The organism is Pseudomonas sp. GW821-FHT05D12 (assembly GCF_059419825.1).
This window is the reverse complement of record NZ_JBWKSN010000006.1, coordinates 198,935-220,766: the sequence shown is the minus strand read 5'-3', so window position 1 is coordinate 220,766 and position 21,832 is coordinate 198,935. Positions and strand designations below refer to the sequence as shown.

The window sequence follows — 21,832 nt, the reverse complement described above, 5'->3', positions numbered from 1 at the left end:
CCTCTTCGCGAGCAAGCCCGCTCCCACATTCGACCGTATTCCACCTGAAGGAACCCGATTGAATGTGGGAGCGGGCTTGCTCGCGAAGGGGCCCGAACAAACACCACCTATCCCCAGATGAGCCCCGCTTGTCCGCGACATGATGTCCTTTCATATGCCATCTAAAACCCATTGGGTTAGAATGCCCTCCTTTTCTGCCCCCGATCCTTGAGGACCGCCATGTTCAGCCGTGATTTGACTATTGCCAAGTACGACGCCGATCTCTTCGCCGCCATGGAGCAAGAAGCCGTGCGCCAGGAAGAGCACATTGAGCTGATCGCTTCGGAAAACTACACCAGCCCTGCGGTGATGGAGGCTCAAGGCTCGGTTCTGACCAACAAGTACGCCGAAGGCTACCCAGGCAAGCGCTACTACGGCGGTTGCGAGTACGTCGACGTGGTTGAGCAATTGGCCATCGACCGTGCCAAGGAACTGTTCGGCGCCGATTACGCCAACGTCCAGCCACACGCCGGCTCCCAGGCCAACAGCGCCGTGTACCTGGCCCTGCTGCAAGGCGGCGACACCATCCTGGGCATGAGCCTGGCCCACGGCGGTCACCTGACCCACGGCGCCAGCGTTTCCTCCTCGGGCAAGCTGTACAACGCCGTTCAATACGGTATCGATGCCAACGGCCTGATCGACTACGACGAAGTCGAGCGCCTGGCGGTCGAGCACAAGCCAAAAATGATCGTGGCCGGTTTCTCTGCCTACTCGCAGATCCTGGATTTCCCACGCTTCCGTGAGATCGCTGACAAAGTCGGCGCCTACCTGTTCGTCGACATGGCTCACGTAGCCGGTCTGGTCGCCGCTGGCGTCTACCCGAACCCAGTGCCTTACGCTGACGTCGTGACCACCACCACGCACAAGACCCTGCGCGGTCCACGTGGCGGCCTGATCCTGGCGCGCGCCAACGCCGACATCGAGAAGAAGCTGAACTCCGCCGTCTTCCCGGGCGCCCAGGGTGGCCCGCTGGAGCACGTGATCGCAGCTAAAGCGATCTGCTTCAAGGAAGCGCTGCAGCCTGAGTTCAAGACTTACCAGCAACAAGTGGTGAAGAACGCCCAGACCATGGCCAGCGTGTTTATCGAACGCGGCTTCGACGTGGTTTCCGGCGGTACTGAGAACCACCTGTTCCTGCTGTCGCTGATCAAGCAGGACATCTCCGGTAAAGATGCTGACGCTGCCCTGGGCAAAGCCTTCATCACCGTGAACAAAAACTCCGTGCCGAACGACCCACGTTCGCCGTTCGTCACCTCCGGCCTGCGCTTCGGTACTCCGGCTGTGACCACTCGTGGCTTTAAAGAAGCAGAGTGCAAGGAACTGGCCGGCTGGATCTGCGACATCCTGGCAGACCTGAACAACGAAGCCGTGATCGACGCGGTCCGTGAGAAGGTCAAGGCCATCTGCAAGAAGCTGCCGGTCTACGGCGCTTGATTGCAGTTGCTTGAATGAAAAAGCCCGGCTCAAGAGCCGGGCTTTTTTGTGGCTCAGGATTGGTAAACCCGTGCAAACCCTTCACGGATTTTGTCTTCGGGCAACTCATCGGCAATAAACACCATCACACTCTCGCGCGCCTCGCCCTCGGCCCAATCGGTGTCCCAATCGAACCCGTAGAGCTTCAGTACGCCTTGGAACACCATGCGCCGGTCCTCTCCGGCAATGTTCAGCACGCCCTTGTAGCGCAGCAGCTGCTTGCCGTGGTCTTCCAGCAGCTCATTCATGAACTCACTGAGGCGGTCGATATCCAGCGGCTGCTCGGTGCGCAGCACCAGGCTAAAGATACGGTCGATGGACGGCGCCGCACTCACCGGGCGCAGGCTCATGCCAGCGTTGAGGTTGAAGCCGCGGACATCGAGCAACTCGGCCAGGTCGATGGCGCCATGGTCCACCACACGAATCGGCGCGCGGCGGTTGATGCGGGTCAGGCGCTCGCTGAGGGCCTCGAAGGTGGCGTCGTCCACCAGGTCACGCTTGCTCACCAGCAGGCGGTCGGCAAAACCGATCTGGGCCTGGGCGATGGCCTGGGTCAGGTGGTGCTCGGCATGCGCCGCGTCCACCAGGGTGATGATGCCGTCGAGGATATAGCGCTCGCGCAGTTCTTCATCGATAAAAAAGGTCTGCGCCACCGGCGCCGGATCGGCCAGGCCGGTGCACTCGATCACCAGGCGATCGAAGGCGATCTCGCCGCTGTCCAGGCGTTCCAGCAGCAGGTACAGGGCTTTGGTCAGGTCGGTGTAGATGGTGCAGCACACGCAGCCGTTGGACAGGGTCATGACTTGCACCGGTTCTGTACCCAACAGTTGGGTGTCGATTCCGGCGTCACTGAATTCGTTTTCGATCACGGCGATTTTCAAGCCGTGCTCGGCCTTGAGCAGATGGCGCAGCAAGGTGGTCTTGCCGGCGCCGAGGAAGCCGCTGAGGACGGTGACGGGGATGGGAGAGGACAAAGACAGTTCTCCTTGGAATTGAAGGTACACAAAACAAATGTGGGAGCGGGCTTGCTCGCGAAGGCGGTATATCAGTCGAAGTATGCATCAACTGACAGACCGCCTTCGCGAGCAAGCCCGCTCCCACATGGGGTCACCGCCAACCCGGGTACCGGGCTAGCAGCACTTAGGCCCACCCTTGCCACCATAACGGGCTTCCTGGCGTTCCCGGAAGAACGCCTTGTAGTCCATCACCGGTTTGTCCGGGTGCTTGGTTTGCATATGCTCGACGTAGGTGTCGTAGTCGGGCATGCCGACCATCAGGCGCGCGGCCTGACCGAGGTATTTACCGAGGCGACTGATGTCATTGAACATGGCTGCAATCCTCGTTTACGCGTCCGGTACGGCCTGGAACGGGGCTTCTTTATCCGTACGTTCCTTGTTGCCCCAGGCGGCGACGCCGACCTTGAGCGCATAGAACAGGATGCTGAATACCACGAACAGGAACAGTGCTGTCAGCGTTGCGTTGGTGTAGGCGTTCCAGATCACGTGCTGCATCTGGTCGACGCTCTTGGCCGGGGCCAGGATCTGGCCGTTGGCCAGCGCATCACTGTACTTCTTCGCCAGCGACAGGAAGCCGATCGCCGGGTTGGCGTCGAACAGCTTGATGAAGCCTGCGGTGGTGGTGCAGATCAGCAGCCATACGGCCGGCAGCATGGTCACCCAGATGTAGCGTTGGCGTTTCATTTTGATCAGTACAACGGTCGCCAGCATCAGCGCGATACCCGCCAGCATCTGGTTGGAGATACCGAACAGCGGCCACAAGGTGTTGATGCCGCCCAGTGGGTCGATCACGCCCTGGTACAGCAGGTACCCCCACATCGCCACACAACCGGCGGTGGCAATCAGGTTGGCTGTCCACGACTCGGTGCGCTTGAGCGACGGCACGAACGAACCCAGCAGGTCCTGCAGCATGAAGCGACCGGCACGGGTGCCGGCGTCGACTGCAGTGAGGATGAACAACGCCTCGAACAGGATCGCAAAGTGGTACCAGAACGCCATGGTGTTTTCACCCGGCAGCACACTGTGCAGGATCTGCGCGATACCCACCGCCAACGTCGGTGCACCGCCGGCACGCGCCAGGATGGTGGTCTCGCCGATGTCATGGGCCACGGCCTGCAACGCCTCAGGCGTTATCGCAAAGCCCCAGCTGCTGACGGTTTGCGCCACGGTCATCACGTCACCGCCGACCACAGCGGCCGGGCTGTTCATGGCGAAGTACACGCCAGGCTCAATCACGGAAGCCGCGACCATGGCCATGATGGCCACGAACGACTCCATCAGCATCGCGCCGTAGCCGATGTAACGGGCGTTGACTTCGTTATCCAGCAGCTTGGGCGTGGTGCCCGAGGAAATCAGCGCGTGGAAACCCGAGACCGCGCCACAGGCGATGGTGATGAACAGGAACGGGAACAGGCCGCCCTTCCACACCGGGCCGGTGCCATCGATGAACTGGGTCAGGGCCGGCATTTTCAGCTCTGGCATGGTGACCAGGATGCCGATCGCCAGGGCGATGATGGTGCCGATCTTGAGGAACGTGGAGAGGTAGTCACGCGGCGCCAGGATCAGCCATACCGGCAGTACCGCCGCGACGAAACCGTAGCCGATCAGCATCCAGGTGATCTGGATCCCGGTGAAGGTGAAGGCTTTGGCCCAGGTCGGGTCAGCGGCAATCTGCCCGCCCAGCCAGATCGAACCCAGCAGCAACAGCACGCCGATGATCGAGATCTCACCGATGCGGCCCGGGCGGATGTAGCGCATGTACACGCCCATGAACATCGCGATCGGGATGGTCGCCATGACCGTGAAGATGCCCCATGGACTCTCGGCCAGGGCCTTGACCACGATCAGCGCCAGCACCGCGAGGATGATGATCATGATCAGGAAGCAGCCGAACAGCGCGATAGTCCCCGGAATGCGGCCCATCTCTTCGCGAACCATATCCCCCAGGGAACGGCCGTTGCGACGGGTGGACAGGAACAGGACCATGAAGTCCTGCACCGCACCGGCCAGTACCACCCCGGCAATCAGCCACAGGGTGCCCGGCAGATAGCCCATTTGCGCCGCCAATACCGGGCCGACCAGCGGACCTGCACCGGCAATCGCCGCAAAGTGGTGACCGAAAAGGATGTGTTTGTTGGTCGGCACATAGTCCAGACCGTCGTTGTTGAGCACTGCGGGGGTGGCCCGCCGTGGATCGAGTTGCATCACGTTGTTAGCGATGAACAGACTGTAGTAACGGTATGCAACCAGGTAGATGGCCACAGCAGCGACCACAATCCACAAGGCGTTGATCGCCTCGCCGCGGCGCAAGGCCACTACGCCCAGGGCGCACGCTCCTACAATTGCCAGCACCAGCCAGGGTAGGTGGCGTAGCAGGCTATTATTATTTTTCATTTTTATATTCCAGCCAGGGTGGACAGAAAGGACAGCCATCCCGAGTTTAGCGCTGTTGGCCTCAAAGACCACCCCCCTACATTGGTCTAGAGCCTTGCAACGGCAAAAAAAGCACAAATAAAAGCCCAATGATGGCGCAGGGCTACAATCCCCTTATCCACAGAGGGTTTGACCATGAGTGAACAGCCGTCAGATCGCCGCCGTTTCCGGCGTATTGCCTTCGATGCCAGGACCACCATTGCACAGGCCGGCTGGAATTGGCCGGTGCAACTGGTGGATTTGTCGCTCAAAGGTTTATTGGTGCAACGCCCTGATGACTGGCGGGGCAATCGCGCAGAGCCGTTCGACGTCGAGATTCGCCTCGATCCACAGGCGCATATAAAGATGCAGGTCAGGCTGGCCCATGACGATCATGGGCAATTGGGGTTTGTGTGCGAGCACATTGACCTGGATTCGATCAGCCACCTGCGGCGGCTGATCGAGTTGAACCTCGGTGATGAGGAGGAACTGCACCGCGAGTTGGCGGCACTGCTGAAAACCTGACCGTTCGTGCAGACCTGCATAACGGAGTGCCTGCTAATGATGTGCGAGCTGATCCACCGCTATCGCAGGCAAGCCAGCGCCTACATTGAACAGGGTTGCCAGTGGGGTCAGTGCTTACTCGAACAACGCATCCAACGCCTGTTCCAGGCGGGTTACGCCGATCACCTGCAATCCTGGCGGCATCTCCTTCGGGGCATTGCCCTTGGGCACGATGGCGCGCTTGAAGCCGTGCTTGGCGGCCTCCTTCAAACGCTCCTGGCCACTGGGCACCGGGCGGACCTCGCCCGACAGGCCGACTTCACCAAACACCAGCAGGTCATGGGGCAATGGCCGATTGCGCAGGCTCGACATCACCGCCGCCATCAACGCCAGGTCGGACGCTGTCTCCAGCACCTTTACCCCACCGACCACGTTGAGGAACACGTCCTGGTCGTGAGTCGGAATGCCGCCATGACGGTGCAAGACCGCCAGCAGCATCGCCAGGCGGTTCTGGTCCAGGCCGAGCGTGACGCGACGGGGGTTGGCCAGGTGGCTGTCATCCACCAAGGCCTGGACTTCGACCAGCATCGGTCGAGTGCCTTCCCACGTGGCCATCACCACACTGCCAGGGACTTCTTCCTGGGCGCGGGTCAGAAAAATCGCCGATGGGTTGGAGACTTCTTTCAGCCCGCGGTCAGTCATGGCGAACACGCCCAGTTCATTCACCGCGCCGAAGCGGTTTTTCACTGCTCGCAGCAAGCGCAGGCGACCGTCGGATTCGCCTTCGAAATACAGCACGGTATCGACCATGTGCTCCAGCACCCGTGGCCCGGCCAGGGCGCCTTCCTTGGTCACGTGGCCGACCAGGAAGATCGCCGTGCCGCTCTGCTTGGCATAACGCACCAGCAGCGCCGCACTTTCGCGCACCTGGGATACACCACCCGGCGCTGATTGCAGTTGCTCGGTGAAAATCGTCTGGATCGAGTCGATCACCATGACCTTGGGTTTTTCGATGCGGGCCGTGGCGATGATGCTTTCGATGCAGGTTTCGGTCATGACCCGCAATTGGTCCTGGGGCAACCCAAGGCGGCGGGCGCGCATGGCCACTTGCTGCTGGGATTCTTCACCCGTGACGTACAGCGCCGGCATGCGGCTGGCGATGCTGCACAGGGTTTGCAACAGGATGGTGGATTTGCCGATGCCCGGGTCACCGCCGATCAGCACCACCGAGCCGTCCACCAGGCCGCCGCCAAGTACGCGGTCGAGCTCGCCGGACGCCGTGGAGAAACGCGGGATTTCCTCGACGCTGACTTCGGCCAGGGTCTTGATCTGTGCCTGCTGCCCAGTCCAGCCGGCGCGGCCGGTGGGGGCTGCGGCGCCGCCGCTTTCGATCATCGTTTCCGTCAGGGTGTTCCACGCACCGCACTCGGTGCACTGGCCGGCCCACTTGGGAAAGGTCGCGCCGCACTCGGTGCAGCCGTACATGCGCTTGGCCTTTGCCATTTGAGAACCTCCAACCGAAAAACCGCGATGATAGCTCAGCGCGACGCCGGGGTCCGGATTTCACCGCTGGCCAATCGTGAAGCACTGTTGCCGACCGGGTCTTCGGCGTCGAGGTTGGCGCCCTTGGCCTTCAAGGCATCCAGCAGCTCGACGCGCTTGAACAGCCCGGCATACATGGCCGCCGTCTGCCCGGCGCCGTTGCGTTGATCGGGATTGCAGTCGGTGGCCAGCAGGCGCTGGGCAATTTTCAGCTCACCCTTGAAGATCGCGCCCATCAACGCGGTGTTGCCACGCTTGTCCTGCACGCAGGCATCGGCGCCGGCCGCGAGCAGGCGCTCCACGTAGGCGCTTTCGCCGTGGTAGGCCGCCAGGATCAGCGCGGTGTAGCCCTTTTCATCCTGGGTGTTGAGGCTGTAGCCGGAATCGATAAAGGTGTCGAGCATGTCGAGGTCGCCACGGCGGGCAGCGTCGAAATAGTAATCCTGCAACTGCGCCTGGAGTGCGACGGGATCATTGGCGGCGGGCTGCTCGGCCAACACGTTCAGCGACCAGCAGGCCAGCAGAGCCCATAAGAAGGTACGCATCATTCAATCCTCTGCGTAACCCTGCAGGCGCCGGTTTGCCGGTGATGGCGGCGTTGAATACGCCATCGCCGGCAAGCCGTCGCCTACGGGGGGGCGCGTGGTTAGTCGGTGAGTTTTTCCGCCAGCGCCTTCACGCGTGCCAGGTCACCCTTGGCAACTTTGGCCACACCCGTGCCGTACTCCGGGTCGGCCTTGTAGAGGAACGACAGGATGATGTGCTTGCTCTCGTCATCGGTAGTGGCCAGGGAGCCGCCGAAGTTCTCGATCAGGTCCTGGCGCTCTTTCTTGCTGTAGGAGCGATACAGGTCGCCGGCTTGCTTGAAGTTCTGCTCACGCTGGATCTTCGCCTGCTGGGTGCTGCCCGACAGGGCCGACTGGCTGTAGCGCGCGGCTTGCGGCTCTTCACGTGGCAGCAGGCGACTTGGCTGGTAGTTCACGCCCGTGGTGGTCTTGCCGGCATTCATTGCGCCGTCCTGGTTGCCGTTGTTGACGGTGACCCGTGGCGCGTTGATCGGCAATTGCAGGGCATTGGCGCCCAGGCGGTACATCTGCGTGTCGGCGTAGGAGAACACCCGGCCTTGCAGCAGGCGGTCCTCTGACGGCTCGATGCCCGGCACCAGGTTGGACGGGGCCATGGCCACCTGCTCGGTTTCCTGGAAGACATTGGCCGGGTTGCGGTTCAGCACCATCTGCCCGACTTTGCGCTCCGGTACGCCCGGCCAGATCTTGGTGGCGTCCAGCGGGTCGAAATCGAACTTGGCCAGGTCCTCAGGCTTGAGCACCTGCACGTACAGGTCCCACTTGGGGAAATCCCCCTTGTTGATGTGGGTGACCAGGTCATGGGTCATGTGGCTGTAGTCACGGCCCTGCACGTCGACGACCTGCTTGGGATCAAGGTTCTTGAGGCCCTGCTGGCTCTTCCAGTGGAACTTGACGTAGTGCACTTCGCCCTTGGCGTTGATCAGCTTGTAGGCGTGCACGCCATTGCCGTCCATTTCCCGGTAGCTGGCCGGGGTGCCCGAGTCGGAATACAGCTCGGTCAGCGTGCGCGTGGACTCTGGCACATGGGAGAAGAAGTCGAAGCGACGGGAATCGTCATCCAGGTTGGTGCGCGGGTCCGGCTTGAAGGCGTGGACCATGTCCGGGAACTTGATGGCATCGCGGATAAAGAACGTCGGGAAGTTATTGCCAACGAGGTCCCAATTGCCCTCGGCGGTGTAGAACTTGGTGGCGAAACCGCGCGGGTCGCGCAGGGTTTCCGGGGAGTGGTTGCCGTGCACCACAGAGGAAAAACGCACGAACACCGGGGTGCTTTCGCCGGCGGCGAAGACCTTGGCCTTGCTCAGGTCGCTGAGGTTGTCGGTCACCGTGAAGGTGCCGTGGGCGCCCGTGCCACGGGCATGCACGACGCGCTCGGGGATGCGCTCGCGGTCAAAGCGTTGCAGCTTCTGGATCAACTGCACGTCCTGCAGCAGCACCGGGCCATTGGCGCCGGCGGTCTGCGAGTTCTGGTTGTCGCCAACGGCAGCACCGTTGTCGCGGGTCAGGTTGGCGGCTTGCACTGACAGCGAAAGCAGGCTGGCGGTCGCGACTACCAGCGCATATCGCGCCGATAGAGGCCGGCGGCTCATTGAGTTCTTCATCGAGGTGTCCTCTGGTTTTTTTGATGCACATTCAGTTGTGCTTGCCAGAGGCTAGTGACCCGAGCACCAGAAGATAAATAGAAAAGCCGCACTAACCCGATTGAAAAAATAGTGTGGTAAGCCACTGATTTGGCGAGTATTTCGCGCGCGATTGGTGGCACTTTGCAAACTATTTGCGATTTAATGTGTCGATAAAAACTAACAGTGTTAACGGTTGTGTCAGGCAAGCCCGCTATGACTGACTTACACTGGGTTCCACCCTTCTCATCTGTAACAAGGAATAACCTATGGGCGTGATCAGTGAGTTCAAGGCCTTCGCGGTCAAAGGTAATGTGGTCGATATGGCCGTCGGTATTATCATCGGCGCCGCCTTCGGCAAAATTGTTTCCTCGTTTGTAGGCGACGTGGTGATGCCGCCACTGGGCCTGTTGATCGGCGGCGTGGACTTCGGTGATCTGGCGATAACGCTCAAGGCTGCGCAGGGTGACGTCCCCGCGGTGGTACTGGCCTATGGCAAGTTCATCCAGAGCGTGGTCGACTTCCTGATCGTTGCGTTTGCGATCTTCATGGGCGTGAAGGCGATCAATCGCCTGAAACGTGAAGAGGCCGTGGCACCAAGCCTGCCGCCGACGCCTACCAAGGAAGAGGTCTTGCTGGGCGAGATCCGTGACCTGCTCAAGGCACAGAACGACAAGCCGCTTTAACCGATAAGGGCTGTGTCAGAGGCGCCTGTTTCAGGCGCCTTTTTTGTTACCAGTAGTTTTCCACTGCCACCTGGCCCGGGCGCCGGCTCAAGCTCAATTGCAGGTCGCGCTGCTTGAGCAACTGGCGAGTGTCATCGACCATCTGCGGGTTGCCGCAAATCAGTACACGGGAATGCTCAGGCGTCAGCTCGACCCCGGCCGCGCGCTCCAACTCGCCGTTTTCGATCAGCGTGGTAATGCGCGCGTTCAAGGCGCCGGGATGCGGCTCGCGGGTCACGATCGGAATGTAGGTCAGTTTGTGCGCGTACTCGGCGAGGTACTCACGCTCGCCCAGTTCGGCGATCAGCGCCTGATAGGCCAGCTCCTTGGCCTCACGCGCGCTGTACACCAGGATGATGCGCTCGAATTTCTCCCAGACTTCGAAATCCTGCAGGATCGACAAAAACGGCGCCACCCCGGTGCCGGTCCCCAACATCCACAAATCACGGCCATCGACAAAACGGTTCAACGTCAGGAAACCCGTGGCCTGGCGCTCGACCATCAGGGTATCGCCCACTCGCAGGCGGCTCAGTTCACTGGTGAATTCCCCGCCAGGCACCACAATCGAGAAGAAATCCAGGTGCTCATCGAACGGCGAAGACACCACCGAATAGGCGCGCCACACCGTGCTGCCGTCGGCCTTGGTCACCCCCAGACGTACGAACTGACCCGCCGTGAAGCGGAATCCCGGGTCGCGTGTGGTGCGCAGCGTAAACAGGCTGGGGGTCAGCGATTGCACGTCGAGCAAGGTCTGGCGGGTAAATTTCTCAGCACTGGCCGTCATGGGAGGCTCCGTTCTACAGGAGCCCTAGTGTCCCTCAAAGTCGCGCGCGGAAACACCGGTGGTTTGTAGTGGAATCCAATGCGCACGCAAGTATGGCTATCTAATAGCATCACTAATCAATTGGCTATTAAGCCCTTTCCCGACGTTACAAACGCACCATAACTTGCGCGTTACACAACCTTCAACCCACTAAAAAACCGCAAGAATTTTATTCAGCGCAGGGAATGCGTTGCAACAATCGAATAAAAAAATCTCAAGCACCGCCCGGCAATAACCAAATTTTCATCTTGCCTTGCAGGCCATGTCCTACACTCATTTCCTGCGGCGTAGGGAGTCCAGGACGTATCCCCAGTCGCGCAGAACCTCATGGAGATTCACCAATGCTTAACTGGCGCAATTCAAGACTTCCCAAGCTGGAAGGCGAGAGCGAAACCACCAGTCTTTTTGACCTAGCCGTCAATCACACCTACGCACTCGGCTTTCAGTACTGCTCATTTACCATGACTTCGCAACGACCTGACACTCAGGCGAAGCCCATTTGCATCAACAACTATCCGGAGGAATGGAACAAACTGTATAACCAGGCCCGCTTCTTTGAAGTTGATCCGGTCGTTAAACATTGCAAAACTTGTGTATTGCCCCTGGTCTGGGAGGAAAAAACCTTCAAGGATTCTCCCTCCCTCTGGTCCCTGGCCCAGACATGTGGCGTGAACCTGGGCTGGACTCAAGCCGTGCATGATTTCCAGGGCGTGTTCAGCATGCTCACCCTGGGCCGCGGCAAAGGTGCGGTCAGTCCGGAAGAATTGTATGAAAAGGCCGGCCAGGTACTCTGGCTCTGCCATGCGCTCCACACGGTCGTAGCACAGACCTACACCGACACCGCAACCAGCAGCCCTGCGAGCAAACTGACCCCACGGGAAACCGAAATCCTCAAGTGGTCGGCCATGGGCAAGACCGCCGCGGATATCGCCACCATCCTGTGCCTGTCCGAACGTACGGTAGGCTTTCATATTTGCAGTTGCTTCAAGAAGCTGGGCGTCAACAACAAGATTGCCGCCGTGCTCTGTGCTTCGAAAGCGGGGTTGTTTTAAGCGCAGCTGAAACTACGCATGTAATCCCCCCTGAAAAAAAGTAACATTTGCGGCAAATGTCTGAGTGCTGAGCGACCCTGCCGGGGTCCTGCCCGCCGTTCACTCAGACCGTTGTGCAGGCCACTGTCCAACGCCCATCGATTACCCAGAGCCTCCCCGCCATGCCCCTGCTCGACACGCCCTTCGCCCAGCTCGATCTGATTCGCCAGCCAGAACAGCACAACGATCCGCTGCAAGCCTTCGACGCGGCCGACGAGTACCTCCTCAGCTACCTGGCCGAACAGCAACCCGGCGCCGCGACCCGCGTGCTGGTACTCAATGACAGCTTCGGCGCCTTGGCCGCCAGTCTTGAAGGCCAGGTGCAAGTGACTTCCAGCGGCGACTCTTTCCTCGCGGCCCAGGGCCTCGGGAAAAACCTGGTGCGCAACGCCAAGGCCTTCGATGCGGTGCCGTTCATCCCCGCCAGCCAGCTGCCAGCAGGGCCCTTCGATCGCGTGCTGATCCGTGTCCCCAAGACCCTCGCCTTGCTGGAAGAGCAACTGATCCGCCTGCAGGGTCAACTGGCGCCGGGCGCCGAAGTGATCGCCGGGGCGATGATCAAGCACCTGCCACGCGCGGCCGGGGAAATGCTTGAGCGCTATATCGGCCCCATGCACGCCTCGCTGGCCGTCAAGAAAGCCCGGCTGTTGATCGCCACCGTTGCGGAGCGTCCGACAGCAGTCTCGCCCTACCCCACCCGCTACACCGTGGATGCGCCGGCGATTGAACTGCTGAACCACGCCAACGTGTTCTGCCGCGAAAGCCTGGACATCGGCACCCGCGCTTTCCTGCCACACCTGCCGAAAAACCTCGGCAGTGGCCGCGTCGCAGACCTGGGCTGCGGCAATGGCGTATTGGCCATCGCCAGCGCACTGCAAAACCCTGACGCGCAGTACACCTTGGTGGACGAGTCCTACATGGCCGTGCAGTCGGCGCTGGAGAACTGGCGCGCCGCCCTCGGCGAGCGCGACGTCAACGTCCGCGCCGGTGATGGCCTCGCTGGCCAGGAACCGCAGTCCCTGGATGTGGTGCTGTGCAACCCGCCGTTCCACCAGCAGCAGGTGGTGGGCGACTTCCTGGCCTGGCGCATGTTCCAGCAGGCGCGCGAGGCACTGGTGGTCGGCGGCGCCCTTTATATAGTCGGCAACCGTCATCTGGGTTACCACAGCAAGTTGGCGCGGCTGTTCCGGGGTGTCGAGCAAGTGGCGGCGACCCCGAAATTCGTGATCCTCAAGGCGCGCAAATAAAAAAACCCTGCCGATCTCGCGATGGGCAGGGTTGAAAGCCGGGTCGCAAGGCCCGGATCGGGATGTCAGTGGGTGGTCAGGCCCGCCGCATTCATGAACATGCGCATCAGGCTGGCCACGACAAACAAGGCCAGCACGCTGCCGGTCCAGATCATCGCCAACCACCCCAGGCGCCGCCACAGCGGCTGTTTCTCGGCCTGTTCAATCTCGTGCAACGAAGGCTTGCCGGACATTAAACGCCCCTCCTAGTGATAACCGTCTTCGTGGGTGACCTTGCCGCGGAACACGTAGTAGCTCCAGAAGGTGTAGCCCAGGATGAACGGGATGATGAACAACGTGCCGACCAGCATGAAGCCCTGGCTCTGCGGCGGTGCGGCGGCATCCCAGATCGAGACCGACGGCGGGATGATGTTCGGCCACAGGCTGATCCCCAGGCCGCTGTAGCCGAGGAAGATCAGCACCAGCGTGAGCAGGAACGGCGTGTAGTGCGCATTACGCGCCACCGCACGGATCAGGCCGTACATGGTCACCAACACCAGGATCGGCACCGGCAGGAACCAGAACAGGTTCGGCAGGGTGAACCAGCGCGAAGCGATTTCCGGGTGCGCCAGCGGCGTCCACAGGCTGACGATACCGATCACCGCCAGCACCACGAACGCCAGCGGCCGCGCCAGGTTGTGCATCTGCTCCTGCAACTTGCCTTCAGTCTTCATGATCAGCCAGGTGCAGCCGAGCAAGGCATAGGCCACGATCAGCGCCACACCGCAGAACATCGTGAACGGTGTCAGCCAGTCCAGCGAGCCGCCGGCAAACTGGCGATCCACCACCGGGATACCGTCGATAAAGGCGCCCAGCGCCACGCCCTGGAAGAACGTCGCGGCCAGCGAGCCACCGATGAAGGCCTTGTCCCACAGGTGACGCTTGTGGTCCTTGGCCTTGAAGCGGAACTCGAAGGCCACGCCCCGGAAGATCAGCCCGATCAGCATCAGGATCAGCGGCAGGTACAGCGCGGAGAGCACCACCGAATAGGCCAGCGGGAACGCGCCGAACAACGCCGCGCCGCCAAGTACCAGCCAGGTTTCATTGCCGTCCCAGACCGGGGCGACGGTGTTCATCATCACGTCCCGGTCGACTTTGCCGGGGATAAACGGAAAGAGGATGCCGATACCCAGGTCGAAGCCGTCCATGACCACGTACATCATGATGCCGAAAATGATGATCACGGCCCAGATCAGCGGAAGATCAATACCCATCTCAATTCCCCTTGTGCTGGATGTGGGCGTGGTCGTCATCGCTGCCATCATCGGCGGCAGACAACGGACGGGCCGGTGTGCGTTTCTGGCCAGGACCACCGTGGGTCGGCTCGGTGCCTTCGTGGGTCACAGGGCCCTTGCGCACCAGGCGCATCATGTAGCCCAGGCCCGCGCCGAACAGCGCGAAATACACCACCACGAACAACACCAGGGTAATGGTCATCTGCGCCAGGCTATGCCCGGAGGACGCATCCGCCGTACGCATCAACCCGTAGACCACCCACGGCTGACGGCCGATTTCGGTGGTAAACCAACCGGCGAGAATCGCGATCAGCCCGGACGGGCCCATCCACAGCGCCAGGTACAGGAACGGCTTGGACGTATACATCTTGTCGCCACGGCGCAGCCACAGGCTGAACAGCCCGGTGAAGATCATCAGGAAGCCCAGGCCAACCATGACCCGGAACGACCAGAACACAATGGTCGAATTGGGGCGATCCTCAGGCGGAAACTCCTTGAGCGCCGGCACCTGTTTATCCAGGGAGTGGGTCAGGATCAGGCTGCCCAGATAGGGAATCTCGACCGCGTACTTGGTTTTCTCGGCCTTCATGTCCGGCCAGCCGAACAGGATCAGCGGCGTCGGTTCGTTGCCGATATTCTCCCAATGGCCTTCAATCGCCGCGATTTTCGCCGGTTGATGCTTGAGGGTATTGAGGCCATGGAAGTCACCGATCACTGCCTGGATCGGCGCGACGATCAGCGCCATCCACATCGCCATCGACAACATGGTGCGGATCGCCGGATTGTCCTTGCCGCGCAGCAAATGCCAGGCCGCCGAGGAGCCGACGAAGAACGCCGTGGCCACGAAGGCCGCCGTGGCCATGTGCATCAGGCGGTAGGGGAAGGACGGGTTGAAGATCACCGCTAGCCAATCGGTGGGGATCACGCGGCCGTCGATGATTTCAAAGCCCTGCGGCGTCTGCATCCAGCTGTTGGAGGCGAGAATCCAGAACGTCGAGATCAACGTACCGACGGCCACCATCACCGTGGAGAAAAAGTGCAGCTTGCGCCCCACCTTGTTCCAGCCGAACAGCATCACGCCGAGGAAACCGGCTTCGAGGAAGAACGCCGTGAGCACTTCATACGTCAGCAGCGGGCCGGTGACGGCGCCGGCGAAGTCCGAGAAGCGGCTCCAGTTGGTGCCGAACTGGTAGGCCATCACCAGGCCGGAGACCACGCCCATGCCGAAGTTGACGGCAAAGATCTTCGACCAGAAATGGTAGAGGTCACGGTAGGTGTCGTTATGGGTCTTGAGCCACAAGCCCTCCAGCACCGCAAGGTAACTGGCCAGGCCGATGGTGATCGCCGGGAACAGGATGTGGAACGAGATGGTGAATGCGAATTGAATTCGGGCGAGATCTAGCGCCTCCAAACCGAACATAAGTCTTCCTCTGTCAGGTAATACCGGCTGCTGGCGGGAGCCTGCACCCACTGCCCCCACGGATATGGAGTCTGGCGAATTTCAATTCGTTTCTTTTTTTAACCAACCACGCAGGGAATCTGGCCTTGCGGCCGCCAGGCCGATGCCCGGGCGGGCATTGATCTGGATCAAGCATTGCTGAAAGAGTAGTCCCATTTTGAGGATTGAACTGTGTGGTCTTTTGCCGCGTGACAGACTGCCTCAGCGCAGTTCCTGCAACCATCTGTTACAACTTGATGATAATCTCGGCCCTCCCCCGGCCCTGACCAGAATTCCCGATGCCTAGTGAACCCGCGTTGCTGTTGCGTCACCACCGCCCTTTCATCGCGTTCTGGCTGGCACGGATCTTTACCGCCAGCGGTTTCCAGATGCTCACCGTGGCCATCGGCTGGAACCTCTACCAGCTGACCGGCAATGTGCTGGACCTGGGCCTGGTCGGGCTGGTCGAGTTCGTACCGCGCGTGCTGTTCATGCTGCACACCGGGCATGTGGCCGACCGCTATGAGCGGCGCAAGGTCGCCGCCATCTGCCAGACCGTGCAGGCGTTGATCGCCCTGTCCCTGGCCATTGGTGGCCTGACCGGCAACGTGACCCGCGAGATGATCTTTATCCTCGCCTTCCTGCTCGGCGCCGCACGCTCCTTTGAAATGCCCACCACCCAGGCACTGCTGCCGAGCATCGTGCCCAGCGCACTGTTCCCGCGCGCCGTGGCCTCGTCGCAATCGGCCCAGCAACTGGCGACCATCGTCGCGCCGGCCCTGGGCGGTTTGCTCTACGCGTTTGGCAGCGTGTGGGTGTATGGCCCTACCGTGGCGCTGTACCTGATTGCCTGTGTGCTGACCCTCAACCTGCCCGCCCGCCAGACCCCGCTCAACAAGGGCAAGGCCACCCTCGATTCGCTGCTGGCCGGCATCCGCTTTATCCGCAGCCGCCCGGACATTCTCGGGGCAATTTCCCTGGACCTGTTTGCCGTGCTGCTGGGCGGCGCCACCGCGTTGCTGCCGGTGTTCGCCAAGGACATCCTGCTGACCGGCGCCTGGGGCCTGGGCCTGCTGCGCTCGGCACCGGCGGTGGGCGCGCTGTTGATGTCGCTGTGGCTGGCACGGTTTTCGGTGGATCGGCATGTGGGCCGCGTGATGTTCACTGCCGTCGGCGTATTCGGCGTGGCGACCATCGCGTTCGGCCTGTCCACTTCGTTCTGGTTCTCGCTGGCAGTGCTGGTGGTCCTGGGCGCGGCGGACATGATCAGCATGGTGATCCGCGCCTCCTTCGTGCAACTGGAAACCCCGGATGAAATGCGCGGTCGCGTGAGTGCCGTCAACGGCCTGTTCATCGGCGCATCGAATCAACTGGGCGAGTTCGAATCGGGCATCACCGCCCACTGGTTCGGCACCGTGCCCGCCGTGGTCATGGGCGGGATCGGCACGCTGGTGGTGACGGGGACGTGGATCAAACTGTTCCCGACCCTGGCCAACCGCGACCGCATGCATGTGCCGGTGGAGGAAACCAAGCCATAAGCCGGTTGAAAAACCGTCAATGTCGGCGCTGGCTTGCCTGCGATGGCGGCGTCTCAGCCACTATATGATGGGCTGACAGATAGCTATCGCAGGCAAACCAGCTCCCACATTTTGCTCTTCTGTGGTCCGAAGACCGGGTTACAGCACCTTGTCCAACGTGATGGGAAACTCGCGCAGTCGCTTGCCGGTGGCATGGTAGATCGCATTCGCCACCGCCGCCGCCACGCCGACAATGCCGATCTCACCGACGCCCTTGGAACCCAGCGCGTTGACGATCTCGTCGTGTTCTTCGACGAATATCACCTCAATCTCGCCAATATCGGCATTCACCGGAATGTGGTATTCGGCCAGGCTGTGGTTCATGTAGCGCCCCAGTTGATGGTCGACCTGGGTTTTTTCATGCAGGGCCATGCCGATGCCCCATACCACGCCCCCGAGTATCTGGCTGCGCGCCATTTTTGGATTGACCACGCGCCCGGCCGCAATCGCACTGACCACGCGGCTGACCTTGATAGTGCCGAGGTCTTCATCCACGCGCACCTCGACGAACACCGCCGAATGCGTGGCAGTGCTGTAGCCCTCGCGTTTTTTGTCCGGCTCGCTGTCGACCTGGGCTTCCAACGCCGCTTCGCCACTGTCCTTGACCAACTGCGCCAACGACACGCTTACGTCACCGGCGTGCAGTTGACCGTCTTCAAAGCGCACGGACTGCGCCTGCGTGAATACCGGGTAGGTTTGCCGGGCGATGGCCAGCAACTGGGCATTCAAGGCTTCGCACGCCTGCTGCACCGCAGTGCCCACCGAGGACACGGTAAACGAGCCGCCCTGCAACGGCGCCGTCGGCAATGAAGAATCACCGAGCAGAAAACGCACGTCGTCCATCGCCACGCCGCTGGCCTGCGCCGCGATCTGGGTCATGACCGTGTACGTACCCGTGCCGATATCGGTGGTGGCGCTGCTGACCGTCAGCTTGCCCTCGGCATCGAGGCGGGCCTTGGCGCTGGCCTTCATCTGCATGGCTTCCCACACGCCACCGGCCATGCCCCAGCCGATCAACTGGCGGCCATCGCGCATGCTGCGCGGTTCCGGGTTGCGCTGGCTCCAGCCAAAACGCTCGGCGCCATCACGGTAACATTCGCGCAGGGCTTTGCTTGACCAGGGTTTGTCGTCGTTCTGATTGCGCTCGGCGTAGTTGATCAGCCGCAGCTTCACCGGGTCCATGCCCAAGGCGCACGCCAGTTCGTCCATGGCGCACTCCAGGCCGATCACGCCCAGGGCCGCGCCAGGTGCGCGCATGTCCAGCGGGGTGAATACGTCCAGTGGCACCAACTGGTAGGTCAATTGCACGTTGTCGCAGTGATAAAGCATGCCGCTCCACTCCACCACGTGCTCGCTGAAATCTTCGAAACGTGAGGTCTGGCCAATCGCCGTATGCCCCAGCGCCATCAAGCGACCGTCAGCCGCCGCGCCCATCTGCAAACGCTGCAAGGTGCGTGGGCGGTAGCCGAAGGTGAACATTTGCTGGCGCGTCAGCGTGACGCGCACCGAGCGCTTGAGCGCCAGGGACGCCATCACCGCCAGCGGCAACTGGTACTGCGGGCGCAGGCCGGATCCGAAGGCGCCACCGACGAACGCGGCAAAGATGCGCACTTGGCTCTTGTCCAGGCCGAAGACTTTTTGCACATAGGCCTGGCAGTTCTGCGGGCCCTGGGTCTTGTCGTGGATATGCAGGGTGCCGTCCGGCTGATACAGCACGGTGCTGGCGTGCGGCTCCATCGGGTTGTGGTGTTCGATGGGGGTGCTGTAGTGCAGGTCAAGGCTCACGGCGGCGCCGGTCCATTCGGCCTGGAAATTACCGCGTGGCTGGGGCGGGGTTTGCGGTGACGGGTGGGCCTGCTCCTGCTGGGCCACCAGGTCGGTTTCAAAGGTTTCGCTGGCGTACTCGATCTGCACCAGCGAGCCGGCATGCCGCGCCAGTTCGAGGTTGTCGGCGATCACCAGGGCCAGCGGCTGGCCGCTGTAGAGCACACGGTCGTTGTACAGCGGACGAAACGGCGAGCCATCGGCGGCATCATCGTCGGCGAAGGCATCGTCATAGCTGGCGAGTCTGGGCCGGTTGCGGTGATCGAGCACCATGACCACGCCCGGCAGCGCCAAGGCTTTGGAGGCGTCGATGTTGACCACGCGTCCTTTGGCGATGGTGCTGGAGACCACACTGCCATGCAGCAGGCCAGCCTCGGGGAACTCGCCGGCATAGCGCGCCTGGCCGGTGACCTTGAGCAGACCGTCGACACGGTCCAGGGGTTTGCCGAGAGCGGTCATGGGCGTTCTCCGGCGACGGCGGCGTCGCTCAGGGCGCGGATGATTGCACGGCGCGCCAATTTGATCTTGAAGCCGTTGTGTTCCAACGGCTCGGCGTCTTGCAGCAGGGCATCGGCGGCGTTGCTGAAGGTTTCGCGGCTGACCGCCTGGCCGATCAACGCAGCTTCCACCGCGCGATCCCGCCACGGTTTGTGGGCCACACCGCCGAGGGCCAGGCGCGCGTCGACGATCCGGTCACCGTCCAACTCCAGGGCTGCGGCGACCGAGACCAGCGCGAAAGCGTAGGACGCACGGTCGCGGATTTTCAGGTAGTGACTGTGACGCGCCAGGTGGTCGGCCGGCAGCTCAATGGCGGTGATCAGTTCATCATCGGCCAATTGGTTATCACGCTGCGGCGCATCGCCGGGCAGGCGGTGGAAGTCGGCAAACTCGATGACCCGCGCGCCGCCACGCCCCTCCACATGCACCCGTGCCTCCAATGCCGCAAGGGCCACGCACATGTCCGACGGATGGGTGGCCACGCACTGGTCGCTGGCGCCGAGGATCGCATGGATACGGTTCAAGCCGGTGCGCGCCGGGCATCCGCTGCCGGGTTCGCGCTTGTTGCAGGGCACGGCGGCGTCATAGAAGTAATAGCACCGGGTGCGCTGCAGCAGGTTGCCGCCAGTGCTGGCCATATTGCGCAATTGCGGCGAGGCACCGGCGAGGATCGCCTGCGACAGCAACGGGTAGCGCGCCTCGACCAGCGGGTGCCAGGCCAGGTCGGCGTTGCTGACCAGCGCGCCGATGCGCAGGCCGCCTTCTGCGGTTTCTTCAACACCCTGCAACGGCAGGCCGGTGATGTCGATCAGGTGCTCGGGGCGCGTGAGGTTTTCTTTCATCAAGTCCAGCAGGTTGGTGCCGCCGGCGATAAAGCGCGATGCGGCGCTGCTCAGGTGCACGGCCTCGTGCACATCCGCAGGCTTGCTGTAGTGGAAGGGGTTCATGACTGATCTCCCCCGGCGCGGCAGCGGGGCAACGCGTCTTCGATGGCATCGCGAATATTGGTGTAGGCGCCGCAACGGCACAGGTTGCCGCTCATCAGTTCCTGGATCTGCGCGGTGTCGTGGGCACGGCCTTCATTGGCCAGGCCGACAGCGGAACAGATCTGGCCAGGGGTGCAGTAGCCGCACTGGAAGGCATCGTGCTGGATGAACGCTTGCTGCATCGGGTGGAGCTGGTCGCCGTCGGCCAGGCCTTCGATAGTGGTCAGCTCGGCGCCGTCGCACATCACCGCCAGGGTCAGGCAGGCGTTTACGCGTTTGCCGTCGCGCAATACGGTGCAGGCGCCGCATTGGCCGTGGTCGCAACCCTTTTTGCTGCCGACCAGATCCAGTTGCTCACGCAACAGGTCGAGCAAGGTGGTCCAGGGCAACACGTCCAGCTGGCGGTCCTGGCCATTGAGGCTCAGGCGTATGGAGTGGCTGGCGAACGGTTGGGCCGCCGCGCCATTGGGGGTCGCGCTCATAAACACCTCACGGGTTGGTGTACATCCGCGGCGTTCAGGAAAGTCGCCGTCTCAGGGGTACGACTTCCCGGGGTATTGAGCGTTCAAGGCAATTGATAGGTGGCGATCAGCGAATGCTGAGGGTGGTAACCAGTTGGTTGCGCGGCGGATTGATCGACGTGTTGCTGTACTGGAAGGTGCCACCCGCGGTGATATTCAGCTGGAACGCATAGATGTAGCCCATCACCGTGCCCGCGCCGCTGCACGCCTGGCTGATGGAGCCCACCTGGCAGATCGGGGTGCTGCTGCCGGAAACCGGCGCACCATCGAAGAACGCCTGGGAGCTGTTGCCCAAGCCGACTTCCATCACGTACACCAGCGTTTGCCCACGGTGCGTGCACATCTGGGTGCTGGCCGCGCGTTCAGGGATGGTTTCAGTGCAACCTTCCGACTGCACCTTGAACACCCGCACCTCGCTCAACGCCGGTGCAGTCGCGCCCCACGCCGGTGCCGCACTGAGCCAAAGGCCGATTATGGCGAACAGAGCTAGACTGCTGGCGTTGGCTTTTTTCATGCTGGCGATGACCCTGGATTAAACGTCGGCGCAGTATGCCTCAAGGCCACGCTTCAGAATACGCAGCCTATACGCCACACGGCCTCGGCTGCTGGTATGATGCGCCGCTTTTTCCGATCCTC

General features: G+C 61.7%; 20 protein-coding genes. 6 read left to right on the top strand and 14 right to left on the bottom strand.

The annotated features are described in order from the left end of the window. Nucleotides 1-219 precede the first annotated feature (219 nt). Nucleotides 220-1,473: a serine hydroxymethyltransferase gene (gene glyA / locus AC07SI_RS13575; RefSeq protein WP_065910203.1), complete on the top strand. Its 1,254-nt coding sequence runs from the start codon at nt 220-222 to the stop codon at nt 1,471-1,473. 53 nt (nt 1,474-1,526) lie between these two features. Here the strand turns inward: glyA and yjiA are convergent, their stop codons facing one another. From yjiA to AC07SI_RS13560, 3 genes are all read right to left on the bottom strand, one after another. Continuing rightward, nucleotides 1,527-2,486, bottom strand: coding sequence for a GTPase (gene yjiA, locus AC07SI_RS13570; protein ID WP_495005863.1), 960 nt, complete (start codon nt 2,484-2,486; stop codon nt 1,527-1,529). Between the two features lie 156 nt (nt 2,487-2,642). Beyond that, nucleotides 2,643-2,840 (bottom strand): YbdD/YjiX family protein, encoded by a 198-nt coding sequence (locus AC07SI_RS13565; RefSeq protein ID WP_003194308.1) that lies wholly within the window; start codon nt 2,838-2,840, stop codon nt 2,643-2,645. 15 nt (nt 2,841-2,855) lie between these two features. Beyond that, entirely contained in the window at nt 2,856-4,922 is a 2,067-nt protein-coding gene (locus AC07SI_RS13560; RefSeq protein WP_065910199.1) for a carbon starvation CstA family protein, read from the bottom strand. 174 nt (nt 4,923-5,096) lie between these two features. Here AC07SI_RS13560 and AC07SI_RS13555 point away from each other — a divergent pair, with 174 nt between their 5' ends. Continuing rightward, nucleotides 5,097-5,465, top strand: coding sequence for a PilZ domain-containing protein (locus tag AC07SI_RS13555; RefSeq protein WP_495005862.1), 369 nt, complete (start codon nt 5,097-5,099; stop codon nt 5,463-5,465). Nucleotides 5,466-5,579: 114 nt separating this feature from the next. Here the strand turns inward: AC07SI_RS13555 and radA are convergent, their stop codons facing one another. The 3 genes from radA to katB all read right to left on the bottom strand — a co-directional run bounded on the left by radA (nt 5,580) and on the right by katB (nt 9,174). Next, a complete protein-coding gene (radA, locus tag AC07SI_RS13550) occupies nt 5,580-6,947 on the bottom strand; it encodes a DNA repair protein RadA (RefSeq protein WP_053137919.1) in 1,368 nt (455 codons plus the stop codon). Nucleotides 6,948-6,982: 35 nt separating this feature from the next. Further along, on the bottom strand, nt 6,983-7,531 hold the full coding sequence (locus AC07SI_RS13545; RefSeq protein WP_106802581.1) for an ankyrin repeat domain-containing protein: 549 nt from the start codon (nt 7,529-7,531) through the stop codon (nt 6,983-6,985). A 101-nt stretch (nt 7,532-7,632) separates the two neighbouring features. Then, nucleotides 7,633-9,174, bottom strand: a complete 1,542-nt coding sequence (katB, locus tag AC07SI_RS13540; protein WP_120450023.1) for a catalase KatB — start codon at nt 9,172-9,174, stop codon at nt 7,633-7,635. Nucleotides 9,175-9,461: 287 nt separating this feature from the next. Here katB and mscL point away from each other — a divergent pair, with 287 nt between their 5' ends. Next, nucleotides 9,462-9,878: a large-conductance mechanosensitive channel protein MscL gene (mscL, locus tag AC07SI_RS13535; protein ID WP_065910193.1), complete on the top strand. Its 417-nt coding sequence runs from the start codon at nt 9,462-9,464 to the stop codon at nt 9,876-9,878. 46 nt (nt 9,879-9,924) lie between these two features. Here the strand turns inward: mscL and AC07SI_RS13530 are convergent, their stop codons facing one another. Then, complete coding sequence (locus AC07SI_RS13530) at nt 9,925-10,701, bottom strand: ferredoxin--NADP reductase (RefSeq protein ID WP_495005861.1); 777 nt, start codon at nt 10,699-10,701, stop codon at nt 9,925-9,927. Nucleotides 10,702-11,081: 380 nt separating this feature from the next. On the opposite strand from AC07SI_RS13530, the gene AC07SI_RS13525 reads away from it, so the two are divergent. Further along, nucleotides 11,082-11,792, top strand: a complete 711-nt coding sequence (locus AC07SI_RS13525) for a helix-turn-helix transcriptional regulator (RefSeq protein ID WP_495005860.1) — start codon at nt 11,082-11,084, stop codon at nt 11,790-11,792. A gap of 161 nt (nt 11,793-11,953) precedes the next feature. Next, the gene (locus tag AC07SI_RS13520; protein ID WP_495005859.1) at nt 11,954-13,078 is read left to right on the top strand and encodes a methyltransferase; all 1,125 of its coding nucleotides are present in this window, start codon (nt 11,954-11,956) and stop codon (nt 13,076-13,078) included. Nucleotides 13,079-13,143: 65 nt separating this feature from the next. Here AC07SI_RS13520 and AC07SI_RS13515 read toward each other — a convergent pair whose 3' ends face one another. Genes AC07SI_RS13515 through AC07SI_RS13505 form a run of 3 tightly spaced genes read right to left on the bottom strand, consistent with a single transcriptional unit; the run spans nt 13,144 to nt 15,772 of the window. Beyond that, entirely contained in the window at nt 13,144-13,311 is a 168-nt protein-coding gene (locus AC07SI_RS13515; RefSeq protein WP_010206690.1) for a DUF2474 domain-containing protein, read from the bottom strand. Between the two features lie 12 nt (nt 13,312-13,323). Continuing rightward, nucleotides 13,324-14,331 carry a cytochrome d ubiquinol oxidase subunit II gene (cydB, locus tag AC07SI_RS13510; RefSeq protein WP_065910185.1) on the bottom strand — a complete coding sequence of 336 codons (1,008 nt, stop codon included), beginning with the start codon at nt 14,329-14,331 and terminating at the stop codon, nt 13,324-13,326. Between the two features lies 1 nt (nt 14,332). Continuing rightward, nucleotides 14,333-15,772 carry a cytochrome ubiquinol oxidase subunit I gene (locus AC07SI_RS13505; RefSeq protein ID WP_065910184.1) on the bottom strand — a complete coding sequence of 480 codons (1,440 nt, stop codon included), beginning with the start codon at nt 15,770-15,772 and terminating at the stop codon, nt 14,333-14,335. A gap of 317 nt (nt 15,773-16,089) precedes the next feature. On the opposite strand from AC07SI_RS13505, the gene AC07SI_RS13500 reads away from it, so the two are divergent. Further along, complete coding sequence (locus AC07SI_RS13500; protein ID WP_065910183.1) at nt 16,090-17,328, top strand: MFS transporter; 1,239 nt, start codon at nt 16,090-16,092, stop codon at nt 17,326-17,328. Between the two features lie 138 nt (nt 17,329-17,466). Here AC07SI_RS13500 and AC07SI_RS13495 read toward each other — a convergent pair whose 3' ends face one another. The 4 genes from AC07SI_RS13495 to AC07SI_RS13480 all read right to left on the bottom strand — a co-directional run bounded on the left by AC07SI_RS13495 (nt 17,467) and on the right by AC07SI_RS13480 (nt 21,710). Further along, entirely contained in the window at nt 17,467-19,650 is a 2,184-nt protein-coding gene (locus tag AC07SI_RS13495) for a xanthine dehydrogenase family protein molybdopterin-binding subunit (protein ID WP_495005858.1), read from the bottom strand. Continuing rightward, nucleotides 19,647-20,636, bottom strand: a complete 990-nt coding sequence (locus AC07SI_RS13490; protein ID WP_106802575.1) for an FAD binding domain-containing protein — start codon at nt 20,634-20,636, stop codon at nt 19,647-19,649. The genes AC07SI_RS13495 and AC07SI_RS13490 overlap by 4 nt, the downstream gene beginning before the upstream one ends. Continuing rightward, entirely contained in the window at nt 20,633-21,157 is a 525-nt protein-coding gene (locus AC07SI_RS13485; RefSeq protein WP_106802574.1) for a (2Fe-2S)-binding protein, read from the bottom strand. Before AC07SI_RS13485 ends, AC07SI_RS13490 begins: the two co-directional genes overlap by 4 nt. A gap of 106 nt (nt 21,158-21,263) precedes the next feature. Continuing rightward, a complete protein-coding gene (locus tag AC07SI_RS13480; protein WP_495005857.1) occupies nt 21,264-21,710 on the bottom strand; it encodes a DUF4879 domain-containing protein in 447 nt (148 codons plus the stop codon). Between the last annotated feature and the right edge of the window lie 122 nt (nt 21,711-21,832).